Annotated in this window: 14 protein-coding genes and 2 tRNA genes; 10 read left to right on the top strand and 6 right to left on the bottom strand. The window is 53.7% G+C overall.

Features of this window, described 5'->3' with window-relative positions:
• Positions 1-31: 31 nt before the first annotated feature.
• The 4 genes from H7F11_RS05355 to H7F11_RS05340 all read left to right on the top strand — a co-directional run bounded on the left by H7F11_RS05355 (position 32) and on the right by H7F11_RS05340 (position 4,014).
• The gene (locus tag H7F11_RS05355; RefSeq protein WP_193650122.1) at positions 32-1,207 is read left to right on the top strand and encodes a lytic transglycosylase domain-containing protein; all 1,176 of its coding nucleotides are present in this window, start codon (positions 32-34) and stop codon (positions 1,205-1,207) included.
• 100 nt (positions 1,208-1,307) lie between these two features.
• On the top strand, positions 1,308-2,654 hold the full coding sequence (locus H7F11_RS05350) for a TRZ/ATZ family hydrolase (protein WP_300252273.1): 1,347 nt from the start codon (positions 1,308-1,310) through the stop codon (positions 2,652-2,654).
• Entirely contained in the window at positions 2,651-3,343 is a 693-nt protein-coding gene (gene ubiG, locus H7F11_RS05345; protein WP_193650120.1) for a bifunctional 2-polyprenyl-6-hydroxyphenol methylase/3-demethylubiquinol 3-O-methyltransferase UbiG, read from the top strand. The genes H7F11_RS05350 and ubiG overlap by 4 nt, the downstream gene beginning before the upstream one ends.
• On the top strand, positions 3,340-4,014 hold the full coding sequence (locus tag H7F11_RS05340; protein ID WP_193650119.1) for an HAD family hydrolase: 675 nt from the start codon (positions 3,340-3,342) through the stop codon (positions 4,012-4,014). Before ubiG ends, H7F11_RS05340 begins: the two co-directional genes overlap by 4 nt.
• Here the strand turns inward: H7F11_RS05340 and H7F11_RS05335 are convergent.
• Complete coding sequence (locus H7F11_RS05335; RefSeq protein ID WP_193650118.1) at positions 3,973-4,887, bottom strand: DMT family transporter; 915 nt, start codon at positions 4,885-4,887, stop codon at positions 3,973-3,975. The two genes, H7F11_RS05340 and H7F11_RS05335, sit on opposite strands and share 42 nt — an antisense overlap.
• A gap of 141 nt (positions 4,888-5,028) precedes the next feature.
• On the opposite strand from H7F11_RS05335, the gene dapC reads away from it, so the two are divergent.
• From dapC to H7F11_RS05305, 6 genes are all read left to right on the top strand, one after another.
• Positions 5,029-6,246, top strand: coding sequence for a succinyldiaminopimelate transaminase (gene dapC, locus H7F11_RS05330; RefSeq protein ID WP_142086730.1), 1,218 nt, complete (start codon positions 5,029-5,031; stop codon positions 6,244-6,246).
• Between the two features lie 22 nt (positions 6,247-6,268).
• Complete coding sequence (gene dapD, locus H7F11_RS05325) at positions 6,269-7,093, top strand: 2,3,4,5-tetrahydropyridine-2,6-dicarboxylate N-succinyltransferase (protein WP_142086732.1); 825 nt, start codon at positions 6,269-6,271, stop codon at positions 7,091-7,093.
• A gap of 12 nt (positions 7,094-7,105) precedes the next feature.
• Positions 7,106-8,254, top strand: a complete 1,149-nt coding sequence (gene dapE, locus H7F11_RS05320; RefSeq protein WP_193650117.1) for a succinyl-diaminopimelate desuccinylase — start codon at positions 7,106-7,108, stop codon at positions 8,252-8,254.
• A complete protein-coding gene (locus H7F11_RS05315; protein ID WP_193650116.1) occupies positions 8,247-9,068 on the top strand; it encodes a septal ring lytic transglycosylase RlpA family protein in 822 nt (273 codons plus the stop codon). The genes dapE and H7F11_RS05315 overlap by 8 nt, the downstream gene beginning before the upstream one ends.
• Positions 9,069-9,079: 11 nt before the next feature.
• Complete coding sequence (locus tag H7F11_RS05310) at positions 9,080-10,003, top strand: sulfotransferase family protein (RefSeq protein WP_193650115.1); 924 nt, start codon at positions 9,080-9,082, stop codon at positions 10,001-10,003.
• Between the two features lie 65 nt (positions 10,004-10,068).
• On the top strand, positions 10,069-11,067 hold the full coding sequence (locus H7F11_RS05305; protein ID WP_193650114.1) for a L,D-transpeptidase family protein: 999 nt from the start codon (positions 10,069-10,071) through the stop codon (positions 11,065-11,067).
• Between the two features lie 245 nt (positions 11,068-11,312).
• Here H7F11_RS05305 and H7F11_RS05300 read toward each other — a convergent pair whose 3' ends face one another.
• The 5 genes from H7F11_RS05300 to lon form a co-directional block, all read right to left on the bottom strand.
• Entirely contained in the window at positions 11,313-12,881 is a 1,569-nt protein-coding gene (locus tag H7F11_RS05300; RefSeq protein ID WP_193650113.1) for a peptidylprolyl isomerase, read from the bottom strand.
• Between the two features lie 166 nt (positions 12,882-13,047).
• A tRNA-Asp gene (locus H7F11_RS05295) sits at positions 13,048-13,124 on the bottom strand.
• Between the two features lie 10 nt (positions 13,125-13,134).
• Positions 13,135-13,210: transfer RNA gene (locus tag H7F11_RS05290), tRNA-Val, on the bottom strand.
• Positions 13,211-13,222: 12 nt separating this feature from the next.
• Positions 13,223-13,495, bottom strand: coding sequence for an HU family DNA-binding protein (locus H7F11_RS05285; protein WP_193650112.1), 273 nt, complete (start codon positions 13,493-13,495; stop codon positions 13,223-13,225).
• A 278-nt stretch (positions 13,496-13,773) separates the two neighbouring features.
• Positions 13,774-16,164, bottom strand: coding sequence for an endopeptidase La (gene lon / locus H7F11_RS05280; protein ID WP_193650188.1), 2,391 nt, complete (start codon positions 16,162-16,164; stop codon positions 13,774-13,776).
• Positions 16,165-16,289 lie beyond the last annotated feature (125 nt).

Below are 16,289 nucleotides of genomic sequence, written 5' to 3'. Positions count from 1 at the left end.
TCCAAATTTCAACAAGACAACGAGTGAGCACATGCACCTCAAATCCATCATCCGAAGCATTTTCAGTACCAGCATCATGGCTATCCTGCTTTCGGCCTGTGCCACCGAAGTCGGGCCTACTGGTACCGTCAGCAACCCTACCGCCCAGACCATGCCGGGTTCCAGCGCTTCAACTTCCACAACTCAGCCATTAACCGTCCAACAGGCGCAAAACATGCTCCCTGCTCCGCCGGTTTCCTGCGTACGGGATGTTTATTTTCCCAATTTCCCTCAGCAATACCAACGGCAACTCCAGGAAATTGCCTGTCATTTACAGATAAACGATGACCTGCCGGCCAGTTATGTCATTCCAGCCATGCAAAACGCCCGCTTCAATGCCCGCGCCGTAACGCTGATGACCCCGCCGCCACCCAGCCAGCAGCCCTCAGCCCCGTATCCGTGGTGGCGCTATCGAGACCGTTTTCTGCATCCTGACCGGATTAACCGGGGATTGCAGTTCTGGAATGCGCACAGTGCCCTGCTTGAGCAGGTCAGCCAGAAATACGGGGTTCCCGGATCGATTTTGATGGGTATTCTCAATATTGAAACTGGCTTTGGTTCCTTCATGGGGAACTTTTCGGTACTGAACAGCAACCTTAGCCTCTCACTGGCTTTGCCGGGGCGCCGCCGGTTTTTTCTGCATGAAACTGCTGAAACCCTGAAATTGGCCCAAAAGCTGGGGGTGTCACCAGCAACCCTGATGGGTTCTGAAGCCGGGGCCATGGGGATGTCGCAATTCCTGGCCAGCAGTTATTTGCGTTACGGCATTGTCTGGAATGATCCTCCTGGCGGTCCTCTGCCCAATCTCTGGCAATCTCCCGCCGATGTGCTGGCCTCTACGGCCAATTTCTTTCTGGGCCATGGTTGGCAGCCAGGGCAACCGGTCATGGCCAGAGTGGCGGGTTCCAGCGGGGTTGACGCTACCGCCTTCCTGCACGGCAAGCATCCCTTGGGGCAACTGCTGGCCGCCGGAATTCAGCCGGAAGAACCCGCATCCTTGCCTGCTGACACCCCTGTTGGTCTGCTCCGCCTGCAAACTGCCGAAGGTCCTACACTGTTTATTGCCTACCCCAACTTCTACGCCATCATGGGCTACAATCCCAGCGTGTATTATTCAGCCACTGTCTGGGCTTATTCCCGGGCCATTCAACGGGCACTGGATGGCTGAAGCCGAAAACGGCACAGGACCAACCAACGGGACAATTGCCTCACGCCAGCGCCCCCGTGTTAAGATGAGGCACCCCTAATATCAGGTCATGAGGTCGGGTGTGCCATCACAACACGCTGCAAAACCAGTGGTCGATCAAATTATCAGTGCGCGCTGGGTCATTCCGGTGCGTCCCCGCGTACTGCTGCACCATCATGCACTGGCCATCCAGCAGGGGCGCATTGTCGCTATCGGTCCCCGGGACGAAATTCATGCGGCATATAGCGCAGCAGAAAACACGGCACTGGAGCAGCATGTGTTGATGCCCGGTTTCGTCAATGCCCATACGCATGCAGCCATGACCCTGATGCGCGGGCTCGCCGATGACCTGCCCCTGATGACTTGGCTGAACGAACACATCTGGCCCGTGGAAGGACGTTTTGTCAGCCCGGAATTTGTCAGCATGGGTACGGAACTGGCCATCGCAGAAATGCTGCGTGGCGGAACCACCACTTTCAATGATATGTATTTTTTTCCCGAAGCCGCCGCCCGGAGTGCTCAGAACATGGGTATGCGTGCCCACATCGGGCATGTCATCATCGATTTCCCCACGGCTTATGCCGCAAATGCCGATGCCTGCCTGCAAGCGGCCGCTGATCTTCTCCCCCGCCTGCAGCAAATGCCGCTGATCCGCCAAAGTCTCGCACCCCATGCACCTTATACCGTTGCTGACGCCGGTTTACGGGGTACCAGAGAACTGGCCGAAGCCGAACAACTGCCCGTCCACATGCATGTCCATGAAACCGCCCATGAGGTGGAAGAAAGTCTCGCTCAGCATGGTCGGCGTCCCCTTGCGCGGCTCGCGGAGCTGGGTCTTTTGAATCCGCGTTTTCTGGCGGTACACATGACCCAACTGGACGCTGATGACTTGACGATTTGTCGGGATAGCGGGCTGCACATCGCCCACTGCCCGGAATCCAATCTTAAACTCGGTTCCGGCATCGCCCCCGTGGCCCGTATTCGTGAGCAGGGTATCGCTGTAGCCATCGGTACGGATGGTGCTGCCAGCAATAACGATCTCGACATGCTCGGTGAACTGCGCACTGCGGCCTTGCTGGCCAAAGGTTTCAGCGGCGATCCGACGGCCTTCCCGGCCTGGGAAGTTCTGGAAGCAGCTACTTTGGGAGGTGCCGAAGCCATCGGCTGGGGGGACCTGACCGGCAGTCTGGAACCCGGCAAGGCTGCGGATTGCATCGCCATTTCCCTCGACCACCCGGCCACCTTCCCGGTCTATGACCCGGTATCCCAGGTCGCCTACTGTGCCGGACGCGATCAGGTTACCCACGTCTGGGTGGATGGCCAAATCCGTATTCGTCAGGGTCAGGCGGTGGATTGGGAAGAGCAGGCATTATTCAGCCGCGCGCAAACATGGGTTAAGCGCATTCGCGACAAGGATCAAAATACATGAACATGGATCAGGCCGAAGTCAGCAAATTTGATGCGCTCGCCAGCACCTGGTGGGACCCTGCCGGACCTTTCCGGACACTGCATGAAATCAATCCGTTGCGCGTGGACTTTATCGCCCGGGGCTGTCAGGGTTTGCGCGGTAAGCACGTTCTCGATGTGGGTACCGGTGGCGGTCTGCTGGCAGAAGCCATGGCCCGGCTGGGTGCTCACGTTACGGGCATTGATCTGGCGGCAGATGGCATTGCGGCGGCGCAGGCCCACGCCGAACTCGGGCGCTTGCAAGTGCAGTACCGCAGGGTGGCTGTAGAGGAGCTGGCCGAGGAACAGCCCAGGTCCTACGATGTCGTGACCTGCATGGAAATGCTGGAGCATGTCCCTGATCCTGCTGGCATTGTTGCCGCCTGTGCAAAACTGCTGAAGCCCGGCGGCAATGCTTTTTTTGCGACTCTCAATCGCCATCCCAAAAGTTACCTCCTGGCTATTGTGGGTGCCGAGTATGTGTTGGGTTTGTTGCCACGCGGCACCCACGATTATCAAAAATTCATTCGTCCCAGCGAACTCATTGCCATGACCCGCAAGGCACAGTTACAGAGCCTTACATTAAAGGGCATGCATTATGATCCCATCCGTCATTTGGCGCGCCTGAATGATGACGTGACCGTGAATTACCTCCTGCACACCCGAAAATGACCCAATTTGGCGCAGTACTTTTCGATCTCGATGGTACCCTGGTAGATACAGCCCCGGATCTGGCGGCGGCGGCCAACCGGCTGCGTGAAAGTCGCGGACTATCTGCCCTGCCCTTGGCTGACCTGCGCCCGGCAGCCTCCCAGGGCGCACGTGGACTTTTGCGGGTCGCGTTTGGACTGCAACCTGAAGACCGTGAATTTCCGGTCCTGCGGGAAATATTTCTGGAAGACTATTTGTCGCGGATTTGTGAACAGAGCACCCTGTTTCCCGGCATGGTGCAGGTTCTTCACTGGCTGGATGAAAGCAAAACCCCCTGGGGGATCGTCACCAACAAACCGGGGTTTCTGACCACGCCCCTAGTGGCGGCACTGGCGTTGCCGGTGGCCCCCGGAGTCGTCGTGAGTGGCGATACCACCGCCCGTGCCAAGCCCGATCCTTTGCCAGTTCGCTATGCCTTGCAGCAACTGGACGCCGAAAACACACAAAGCCTCATGATTGGCGATGATCATCGCGACATACTGGCGGGCCGCGCGGCGGGTACGCAGTGTTGGGCAGCTGGCTGGGGTTATGTGGAGGCGCAACATCCCCCGGAAAACTGGGAGGCTGATCAAATCATTACCCGTAGTGAATTACTGCAGCCCGCCCTTTTCCATGTCCACACCGCCCAATGAAACCGGATGCTGTTGGCTTTGGGTGATTTGCAACAGCGCGGCGGAAAGAATCAATACGCCGCCCAGCACTTCCAGCAAGCCGGGCTTTTCCCCTGCCAAGCACCAGGCAGACAGTGCCCCGACAATCACCTCAAAGGGCATGATCACGGCAGACACACTGACCGGCATGCGCGCCACCCCGTACTGAATGGCTATTGTTGCACCGGCAATCCAGAGCCAGGAAAACCCCAGTAAATAGGGATATTGCATTGGGGAAAGACTGGGCCAGGGTTGGAACCAGACAAAAGGCAGCGCCAACAGGACACAGCCCCACCACACCGAAGTGGCACGATGCATATCTCCCAGCGACTCATCGGCACGCAGCACCACGTTGCTCAGGGCAAAAGCAAAACCCGAGGAAATGGACAAAAGATCGTTGGTACTCAGATCACTTACAGAAAAGCCCTGACCATGACTGACAACCAGCGCCGACCCGCCAACCGCCAGGGCGGCAGCCAAAGCACCACGCCACCCCACTGCTTCCCGCAAAAAAATCCGGGCGGCAAAAATTGCCCAGACCGGCGAAAGATAAAAAAGCAAAAGGATGCGGACTACTTCACCATGGACCAGTGCCAGCATAAAAGCCACATTGGTCCAGCCCCCAAAAACCAGCAGTCCGATCAGGGTCCAATGATGCCCCCGCAAATCCCCGCGACGCTTCCAGGACCACCATCCTGCCGGCAGGGCCAGCAGCAGATAGATGGCCAGAATCAGCCAGGCACCATGCAGCCCCGCCGCATTAAAGTAGCGCAAAGGCAGCCACAGCACGCCCCACAGGCTGGAACCGATAAGTAATGCCATAATCGGCAAGTTCTGGATGATAATACGTGGCATCAGTCTGCTGAGAACCTGTCCCAAGGAGAATTTCGGAAAGAATTTTTCGGATTATATCGGGATTGGCAAGCTGCGTCTCAGTTCCTCCGTCGCTGATCAGGGCTTGTCATAAACGCCATCCATGCCCCAGAATCAAAACCTATGACAACACATTCCATGAATCCATTATTGGATACCCTGCAGGCTTATCCTTTTGAGCGGTTGCGGCAGTTACTGGCCGGAGTGACAGCTCCCGACCGGGAACTGATAGATTTTTCCATTGGCGAGCCGCGCCATCCGGCACCGGGGATCGTCAGTGAAGCGATTATTGAGCATCTGCATGGTTTGACGGAATATCCCAAGGTGTTGGGTGATCTGCGGCTGCGTCAGGCGATTGCCCAATGGGCCAGCCAACGCTTTCATTTGCCGCCCGGTTTTCTGAATCCCGAATCTCAGGTCATTCCTGCCAATGGCAGTCGTGAGGCACTGTTCAGTATTGCCCAGGCCGTGTTACCCGCCCGCGCAAAGCCTCAACCGCTGGTATTGCTGCCCAATCCTTTTTATCAGATTTACGAGGGTGCGGCTCTGCTGGCCGGAGCAGAACCCTATTATCTCAATTGTGGCACGAATGGTCAGCCCGATTTTAAAACGATTGATGAAGCAGTTTGGGCACGCTGTGCCCTGCTCTATATCAATTCACCCCATAATCCGACGGGAGCAACGCTATCCTGCGAAACCCTGCAGTGGCTTATTGAGAAATCCCGTCAGCATGAATTCGTCCTGGCCGCAGACGAATGTTACAGCGAGCTGTACACTGTTCCAGATGCCCCCGCTGGCATTCTTGAAGCCGCTGCACAAACCGGCAACCTCGACAATGTGCTGGCTTTTCACAGTCTTTCCAAGCGTTCCAGCATTCCCGGCGCGCGCAGTGGCTTTGTGGCCGGTGATGCCAAAATACTCAAGGCTTTTGTCCTGTATCGGACCTATCTGGGTGCCGCAATGCCGCCTTTTATTCAGGCAGCGTCCATCAGTGCCTGGCAGGATGAAACCCATGTCATTCAGACCCGGGCCAGTTATGCACAAAAATTTGCGGCAGCCCGGACTATTCTCGGTCAATATCTACCCATTGAAATCCCGGCTGGCGGCTTTTATCTCTGGCCGCTGGTCGGAAATGGCGAAGCCTTTGTGAAGGCCCTGTTTGCTGAAGAACATGTACGCTGTCTGCCGGGAGCTTATTTATCCCGGGAGGCGCAGGGCTGTCATCCCGGTCAGGATCGGGTACGCATTGCCCTGGTTGGCAGTCATGAAGACTGTGTCGAAGGACTGGAGCGGATTCGGCATTTTCTGGAAACCCATCCATTATCTTCATTTTCCATTTGAACCACTTTGTGAAGGAGCTTTTGTGAGCCAGAGTCTTGAAACCATTATTGATGCTGCCTGGGAAAATCGGACGGAAATTTCACCCAAACAGGCACCCGCCGATCTGCGTGATGCCGTTCACCAGACCATTGAAGGGCTGGATAAAGGCGTGCTTCGGGTTGCCGAAAAGCGTCATGGCGAATGGGTGACCCATCAGTGGATCAAAAAAGCCGTGCTCTTGTCTTTCCGCCTCCATGATAATAGCCGTGTCCCTGGTGCGGAGACCAATTTTTATGACAAGGTGCCGGGCAAATTTGCCGACTATAACAGCAACGACTTTCGCACCGGGGGCTTTCGCGTGGTGCCTCCTGCCACCGCCCGGCGCGGGGCTTTCATTGGCCGCAACTGCGTACTGATGCCTTCCTTTGTGAACATCGGCGCCTATGTGGATGAAGGAACCATGGTCGATACCTGGGCCACGGTCGGATCCTGCGCCCAGATTGGCAAAAATGTGCATCTTTCCGGAGGCGTCGGCATTGGCGGCGTACTGGAACCGCTGCAGGCTAACCCCACCATCATTGAAGACAATTGTTTCATTGGTGCGCGTTCCGAAGTTGTGGAAGGCGTCATTGTTGAAGAGGGCTCGGTGATTTCCATGGGCGTATTCATCGGTGCCAGTACCCGTATTTTCAACCGGGCAACCGGCGAAATCAGCTATGGAAGGGTGCCTGCCGGTTCGGTTGTGGTTTCCGGCAGCCTGCCATCTCCGGATGGTAGCTACAGTCTCTACTGTGCGGTTATTGTCAAGCAGGTCGATGCCAAGACGCTCAGCAAGGTGGGCATCAACCAGATCCTGCGCGACATCTGAAGGAAGCCGTACATGGAAAAAAGCAGCGTGCTGGCCCTGGCGGAAGACCTGATCTCCCGCCCTTCGGTGACTCCGGAAGATGCCGGCTGTCAGGATCTGATGATAGGGCGGCTGGAAGCCCTGGGTTTTCAGGTGACCCGTCTGGCAGCGGGAGGCGTCGAGAATTTCTGGGCAGAGCACGGGTCTTCCGGGCCTTGCCTCTGCTTTGCCGGACATACGGATGTGGTGCCCACCGGCCCGCTGGAAGCCTGGCACAGTGATCCCTTCACCCCCAGCATTCGCGACGGCATGCTCTATGGACGCGGTGCCGCCGACATGAAAGGCAGTCTGGCGGCCATGATCGTGGCGGCTGAACAGTTTATTGCCCGACATCCTGATCACCTCGGCCGTCTCGCGTTTCTGATCACCTCTGACGAGGAGGGTATTGCTACCCATGGCACCCGCCACGTCGTGGATTGGCTGCGTGATCAGAATACCCAGATTGACTGGTGCGTAGTGGGTGAACCTTCTTCGGAAAACCGTCTGGGCGATGTCATTAAAAACGGGCGGCGCGGCTCCCTGAATGGACGTCTGACCGTGCAGGGTGTGCAGGGTCATGTAGCCTATCCTGACAAGGCCGACAATCCCATTCATCGGGCTTTTCGCCCGCTGGCCGATCTGGTGGATCAACAATGGGATACGGGCAACCAGTTTTTTCCGCCCACCCGTTTACAGTTTTCCAATATTCACGCAGGCACCGGCGCCAATAATGTCATTCCTAGTCATCTGACTGCCGACTTCAACTTCCGTTTTTCCACAGAGTCCACCCCGGAATCCCTCCAGGCTGGCGTCCATGGTCTTCTCGACTCTGCGCAAATCCATTATCAGATTGACTGGCAATTGTCGGGACCCCCCTTTTTTACGGCTCCCGGCACTCTGGTGGCGGCCACCCAGCACGCTCTGGAAAAAATTCTCGGTCATCCGGCCAGCCTTTCTACGGGTGGAGGAACCTCTGACGGACGTTTCATTGCGCAACTGGGCGGCCAGGTTGTTGAGCTTGGCCCCATCAACAGTACCATTCACAAGCTCAATGAATGTGTGGCGGTGGCAGACCTGGAAGATTTGTCGCGGATTTACGGCGAAATCATGATTCATTTATTGGGGCCCCGCCGGGATGATTAAGCCCGTAGCGCACTCACTATATGGTCTGCTAAGCGTCGCTGCGTTGCTGATCAGTGGGTGCGCCGGCGTCAGCCAGAAGGCCCCTCAGGGCAAGCTCACCGCCCCGGCGGCTGCAGCAAGCTGCAGTGCGCCGGCTCCCAACCTGCGGGCTGCCTATAATCGCAGCTATCAGATTCATGGACGGTTTTATCACCCCCTGCAAAGTGCCGCCGATTACAATGTGCGTGGACTGGCTTCCTGGTATGGCTGGGAATCCGGTTCCAAAACTTCCATGGGAACCCCCTTTCGTCCCCGGGCTTATACGGCGGCCAGCCGTGACTTGCCGCTCCCTACCTGTGCCCGGGTCACCAATTTGAGTAATGGCCGGAGCATCGTTGTTCTGGTGAATGATCGCGGACCTTTTGTGGATGGACGCAAAATGGATCTCTCCTATGGAGCCGCCAGCGCCTTGGGGATGACCCGCCAGGGCACGGCGGCAGTGCAGATTGTCGCGCTCGCCCCCTCCAGCATAACCCCGACCGGGGTAAATAATTCCGAAGCCAGCCCAACAACCATGCATACCCAGGAAATTCAGGGGCCAACCCAAACCTATTTGCAAACCGGCGCATTCAAGGTATTAAACCACGCCACGCTGGAGCGAAATCGTCTTTATGCTGCGGGTTTCCGGGATGTACTGGTTGTTCCCGGGCTCGTTAAGGGACAACAATATTACAAGGTGCAGGTAGGCCCCCTTCCCGATGGCGTTGCTGCCGTACAGGCTGTCGCCGCCATGAAAAAAATGGGTTTTCATGATTTTTATCCGGTGGAACAATAAGCGGCTTGGTAATGCGTGACTTCATCTGGCCGAATTTTTATATTGTTGGTGCGGTAAAAAGCGGTACGACTTCCCTCTATGCCTACCTGAAGCAGCATCCTCAGGTTTTTCTGCCTAACATGAAGGAACCGCACTATTTCACCCAAGCCCATCCGCGTCCCGAACAGGATCACTTAATCCAGCGGGTGTCCAGCGAACGTGAATACCAACATTTGTACCGGGGATCCGAAAATTATATACGCATAGGAGATGCCAGCCCTTCTTATTTATGGTGCCCTGAAGCTGCAGAACGTATTCATAAAGTAAGGCCGGATGCCCGGATTATTGTCATTTTACGCGATCCGGTGCAGCGTGCTTATGCCCAATACCTCATGGACTATAATGAAGGCGTTATTGACTTGCCATTTCTAGACGCTTTGAAAAAAGACTGGACGCGCCCTGACAAGGGTTGGGGAGTGTCTCAGCTATATCTGGAACTCGGCCAATACGCCGCACAGATTTCCCGATACCAGCAGCGTTTTGGTACTAAAAACGTCCATATTTGCCTGCTGGAAGACCTTAAGAAAAATCCCGCAGATGTCCTCAAAAATATCTGCGAGTTTCTGGAAATTGATCCGCAAGCTATCACTCACATCAATCTGCAATCTATTCATAATGCCTATCGCCTGCCACGGGGCAACTGGGCCCGCACTCTCGCCAGCCATCCCATCAGTCGCCGCATTGGCGAAAACTTTTTCCCCCGGCGTTGGGGTGATTACATCTGGCGCCACATTTTCCTGATGAAAAGCCACAAACCGCCTATGGATGCGGAAGCTCTGTATTTTTTAAAGACTTTTTACGAACCAGAAATCCAACAACTGGAAAAACTGCTTATTCGACCACTACCGGAGCTGCGTAAATCCTGGGAGATGAAACAAGGAACTTATAAGTACTGATTTAAGACTAACAGTCATCTAGAATTTGACTGACAACCACCGCAAACACTTAGGGAAAAACCGATATGCTGGTATCAGCACCCCCCACTGCTGCAGTAATTTCCAGTGCATCCCCAACGGTCCTGCAAGCCCGAAAAGTTCGGCATATTCTCATCCGTCTCCATTATCTCCCGCTGATTCCGGAAGATTATCTGGGCGCGCATGGTCATATCCATAAAACTTACCAGTGGCGTTTTAAAATCCCGCGTGCCTTGCAGGCCCTTGCCGCATCTGATTCATGGCAAGATCCCTGGAATCCATTGGTACTGGGTGCCTTGTACCAGTTCGAAGCTGTGCATAATCTGCCGATAGTACCTGGCGGAATGGGCATACGTGGATTACCCCTGAACATAGAAAAAGCCCTGTTACACGCAAAAAAAACTGATCCGGATCCCTGGACCTGGATTCTGGTGACCAAATTTCCCCGCCCGGAAGAAATTCATTTGTTTATGGGCGGACATGGCTGGATTTTCCAGAGCAAAGCTAATACCGGCGTCATGCATGCCACTCCGGATGGGACCTGGCCGGTTTATGCCCGTGATACCCATACCGCCATGGTTGGCCGCTTTCCCATACCAGTATCCCACGCGCAAATACGCTTATATGAAGCCGCGAAGTCGGCAGGTTATGCCCTCCAGTCCGTGCATTATTCGCGCTATCATCACCACTGGGTGCAATACCAACATTATGATGACCCGGATATCCGTTGGGTCAATTATTTCGACAGAGGCCGTGCCGTACATTTTTATCCCCGGACCAATTACGGATTTCCGCAAAGTGCGGGCTGCGTGGAGCTTCCCAAAAGCGCGGCACGCAAAGTGTACGGACTCATCCATTATGGAACACCGGTTACTGTCAGCCACGGCGCAATCGGCCCCTGGGATCCGCCAGGAAGTAAATACCTGAAAGAAGCTCTGAACATCAAACCCATCCATTTGGTTTATCGAGAAATCGCTACCAAATCCACAGCACTTAGCGTACATCTGCAATTGGTGGAAACGAGCGCTTCAGAAAAGCACCAGTAGAGCGCAAAACAGGCAAAGGTTTCGTAAGCTTTGCAGCGACTTTGGCCCGCGCCGCTGTTGTTCTTTGTGAAATCCTGCGCCCGTCAGGAGAGCTGTTTGAGCCCAAAGGGCGAGTTCTCTCTTGACTGCAGGATGAACCTTATAACAACAGGCAAGGGGCGTTGGAGCAAAAAGCTTACGAATCCTCTGCCTGTTTTGGGGAGATAACCTGTATGCGACCTCTGACGTGGATACTTTACCGATAATTATTGGCTGGTAGCAGCCGCGAGCTTCGAATCGTCAATTTTTACCTTGGCATGATCGCGCAGATCACGCAAATAAGCTGCCGACAACAATCTGCCCCGTTGTTCTTCCAGTGAGGCACGAATTTCAGCCGTCACCTTGGGATTGACAGCTACTGAAGAAGGTGCAATCACCTGAGTCACCGCAAATATCGTGTATCCATCCTCCCCACGAACCATACCCATGGAAGGTATATGCTGGACAGGAGCTGGAGCATCAAATGCTGCGCTCAGCAAAGTTGGAGACAAACCCCGAGCATCTTTCCGGGCAACATTCAAATGGACTTGGACAGGATAAGCGCCATCCGCACTCAACACCTCCACCTTACCGGCTTTCCTGGCCGAAGCCAGCAAGGCTTCTGCTTGACTTTTAGCCAGTTGCGTGGCTTTTTTTGCCGTTAATTGAGCCACAATCTGATTTTTGACTGCCGCTAAAGTCTGGGCTCTACCCGGGGTGTAATGGAGCAGATGGACGGCCATCAAATCTCCATTTTTCAGAGTCAGGGCTGAGCTGTTTTTACCAGCCAATACGGCTTTACTAAAAGCCAGATCCAACGCCTTAGGATCAGAAAAGGGACCACTGGATAATTGTTTTCCGGCGGTGAGCTGCCCACTCGATTCAATGGTTAAGTGATACGCTTTCGCCACTGACTGAAGTCCATCGGGACTACTGAAAAGGCGATCCTTAAAGTTTTCAACCTGGGCCTGAAAAGCATTTTCAGCGGCCTGATCAGCCTGTTCTGAATTTTTGCTTCCGGAAGCAGCGGCTGCAGTAACATCTTTTGCCGATGTCTGGTTCGCGCCAAGGAAAGTCTGCGGTCCCATAACTACGTAGTGCACTTCAACTTCAGCAGGCAAATGGAATTCGGATAAATGCGACTGATAAAATGACTGCACTGCCGCCGCATCTGGCTTGGCTTGCTCAGCAAAATGCGCATCACTGATGGTCACTGTGCTTATATCCCGATATTCCTGCGACCAACCCCATACTTCAGTAGCTGCCTGATCAGAAGCATTGGCAATAATTTGAGGAACAACCTGAAGTTGCTCCAGCCGCATACTCTCCCGCAACATACCTTCAAATTGTGCAGGTGTCATCCCGTTGGCGGCCAATAATTTCTGGTATTTTGCCTTGGAAAAAACGCCTTTTTCCTGAAAGGCAGGAATAGCTTCAACTTTTGTGGCCAAGGCCGTATCTGGCACCTGTAAGCCCAGACGTCCAGCTTCGGTGCCCAATAATATATTATCAATCAATCCATTCAGTACATCATGCGCAAAGCTGCTCTGCTGTACCATTTTAGCAGCCGTTGCCGCTCCAAAAACATGACTATAACGTTCTTGCGCTTCTTCGAGGCGCTTATGAAATACTGCTTCAGTTATTTTTTGGCCATTTACAGAGGCCACAGCGGCAGGTCCGGAACTACCAGTCATCAAATAGCCACTAACGCCCCAGAGGACAAAAGACAAAGCAATGAGTACCATAATTATTTTGGCAATAAATGATTGTCCAAAATTACGAAATACATCCATCATAATTACAATCCTCGCGAAACGTCACTCTGGTCTACATGACCACTGTAAAGGTTGGTGAAAGCCCCTCTGACTACGAATTACACCTGAATATAACCGCAGCGAATCAGGAAATATCCACCTTAAAATAACAGAAAGGCGCCCGCTTGCGAGGGCGCCTTTCTTCATTTGGCGGGGCGGACGGGGCTCGAACCCGCGACCTCCGGCGTGACAGGCCGGCATTCTAACCAACTGAACTACCACCCCAATAAATTGGTGGTGGGCGGTGAGGGGCTCGAACCCCCGACATTCGGCGTGTAAAGCCGACGCTCTACCAACTGAGCTAACCGCCCTAACCAGACGCGCTAGTTTACTGCATCACGCAGTGCTTTACCAGCTTTAAATTTAGGTGTGCGACTAGCAGAAATCATGATTTCTGCACCTGTTGCAGGATTCCGACCCTTGCGCGCTTCGCGTTCAGAAACCAGAAAAGAACCAAAACCTACCAGCGTGACCTGATCACCCTCTTTCAAGGCAGCGGTAACCACTTTGATGGCGGCATCCAAGGTATGTCCTGCGGCGGCACGAGTAACACCTGCTTCTTCTGCAATTTTTTCGATCAATTCGGATTTGTTCATAATTTCTTTCTCCTGTTATAGACCCAGATACTGCTGTAAAACTACGAACCAGCTAAAGCTAGTAGAGGTTATAGCAGGGTAAAAAAACACTTGTCAAGATCATCAACAAAATCTACAAACGATTTCACATGTTAGACCCTATCCATCTTACAGTTTTCGTCGTGATTTAGCGACGGTCACGCATTAATCAGCAGCAAATTATCAACAACGCCAGTTAATAGCAGAACATAATATAGCCTCTGAAAATAATCATATTCCCAGAGGCTGATAACTACAGCCTAGTGAGCTGTCGCCTTATCTTCCGCGTTATCTCCACCAACTGGTGGTACGACACCCAGTAGCGGCTCTCCTTCATCAGGCAATGGCGTTGGTGACGTTTCCAGAGCAATCGCTAACACTTCGTCGATCCAGCGTACCGGCTTGATCGTGAGTGCATCACGCACATTTTTGGGGATTTCCTGCAAATCCTTTTCATTTTCTGCCGGAATCATCACCGTACTGATGCCTCCGCGATGTGCTGCCAACAGTTTCTCTTTCAAGCCTCCAATAGGCAGAACCTCACCACGGAGGGTAATTTCACCCGTCATAGCCACCGTAGCTTTGACCGGAATACCGGTCAGCGCAGAAACCAATGCCGTGGCCATGCCGATGCCAGCGCTGGGGCCATCTTTGGGGGTCGCACCTTCTGGAACGTGAATATGGACATCCCGATTCTGATAAAAGTCAGCCGGAATCCCCAACGCACGTGATCTGGCACGCACCACACTCATGGCTGCCTGAATGGATTCCTGCATAACGTCACCGAGTTTGCCCGTAATCAGGAGTTTACCCCGACCCGGTACAACCACGGCCTCAATGCTCAGCAATTCACCCCCGACTTCCGTCCAGGCCAAACCGGTGACTTCGCCAATACGATTTTCTATTTCCGCTTTGCCATAATCAAAACGCCGAACACCCAGATATTTGTCCAGATTACGATCGGATACCTGAATTTTGGTGCGCTTCTTATCCAGCAATAGCTCTTTGACGACTTTACGACAAATGCGCGCCAGCTCCCGCTCAAGATTCCGCACCCCCGCTTCGCGCGTATAGTAACGGATGATGTCCCGAATTACGGTTTGCGAAACCTGCATTTCCCCGTCTTTCAGACCCGCTTTCTCGATTTGCTTAGGAAGCAGATATTTAGTGGCAATGTGGATTTTTTCATCTTCGGTATAGCCGGAAATCCGGATGACCTCCATACGATCCATCAGCGGCGCCGGAATATTCAGGGTGTTGGCGGTGGTGACAAACATCACCTCAGACAAGTTGAAGTCCACTTCCAGATAATGATCATTAAAAGTGGCATTCTGCTCCGGATCGAGCACTTCGAGCAGCGCAGAGGCCGGATCGCCCCGAAAATCCATCGCCATTTTGTCGACTTCATCCAGTAACATCAGCGGGTTGCGAGTTGCCACCTTAGCCAGACTCTGGACAATTTTTCCTGGTAATGCGCCGATATAAGTCCGCCGGTGTCCGCGAATTTCTGCCTCATCACGCACTCCTCCCAGAGACATCCGCACAAATTTGCGATTGGTCGCTTCCGCAATGGAGCGGCCCAGACTGGTTTTACCAACACCGGGCGGGCCAACCAGACATAAAATGGGGCCACGACTGTTACCCACACGTTCCTGCACAGCGAGATACTCCAGTATCCGCTCCTTGACATCTTCCAGACCATAGTGGTCGGCATCCAGGATGGCCTTGGCGCGCTTAAGGTCTTTAGTAATTTTGCTACGCTTACGCCACGGAACACCAACCAGCCAGTCGATGTAATTACGCACCACCGTCGCTTCTGCAGACATGGGGCTCATCATCCGCAGCTTCTTTAATTCGGCATCTGCCTTGGCCCGCACATCTTTGGGCATTCCGGCTTTTTCAATTTTACGGGCGAGCTCATCCAGTTCACTGCCGCCCTCTTCGGAAAGATCGCCGAGCTCCTTCTGGATGGCCTTCATCTGCTCATTCAGATAATACTCGCGCTGGCTTTTTTCCATTTGCCGCTTGACGCGTCCACGAATCCGCTTCTCTACCTGCAGCAGATCAATTTCGGATTCCATCATGCCCAGCAGATGTTCCAGCCGCACACGCGTATCTGCTTTTTCGAGAATATCCTGTTTTTCTTCCAGCTTGAGACTGAGGTGGGCAGCCACCGTATCCGCCAGTCGCGCCGGATCATCCATACTGGCCAGAGTAGACAAAATTTCTGGCGGTATTTTTTTGTTGAGCTTTACATAGGACTCAAACTGCGCACTGACAGAACGCATCAGCGCTTCCAGTTCACGATCATTGGCGGCACCACTGACCACCACCTGAACCTGGGCGCGGAGTGATTCGTCGGCCGGCAAAAAAGAGACGATCTTGGCCCGGTCCGTACCTTCCACCAGGACTTTTACCGTTCCATCAGGCAGTTTCAGCAACTGCAAAATGGTGGCCAAGGTCCCGATGCGATAAATATTTTCCGGCTGGGGGTCATCATCAGCCGCATTTTTCTGAGAAACCAACAGGATTTGTTTTTCTCCTGACATGGCTTCTTCCAGTGCGCGTATGGACTTCGCACGACCTACAAAAAGCGGGATCACCATATATGGAAAAACCACCACGTCCCGTAACGGAAGTACGGGCACCATCAGGGATTCTTCTTCTACCAGGAGACTTTTATCTATTTGCGCCACGGTTCACTCCAGAAATTCGATGATAACCATCATTAGGAAAGCAGATTGGGGCGCATGGTCGAGTTTTCAACGCGCCCCTG

The organism is Acidithiobacillus sp. HP-2 (assembly GCF_015100155.1).
GTDB lineage: Bacteria > Pseudomonadota > Gammaproteobacteria > Acidithiobacillales > Acidithiobacillaceae > Acidithiobacillus.
This window is presented reverse-complemented; position numbering and strand designations above follow the sequence as displayed.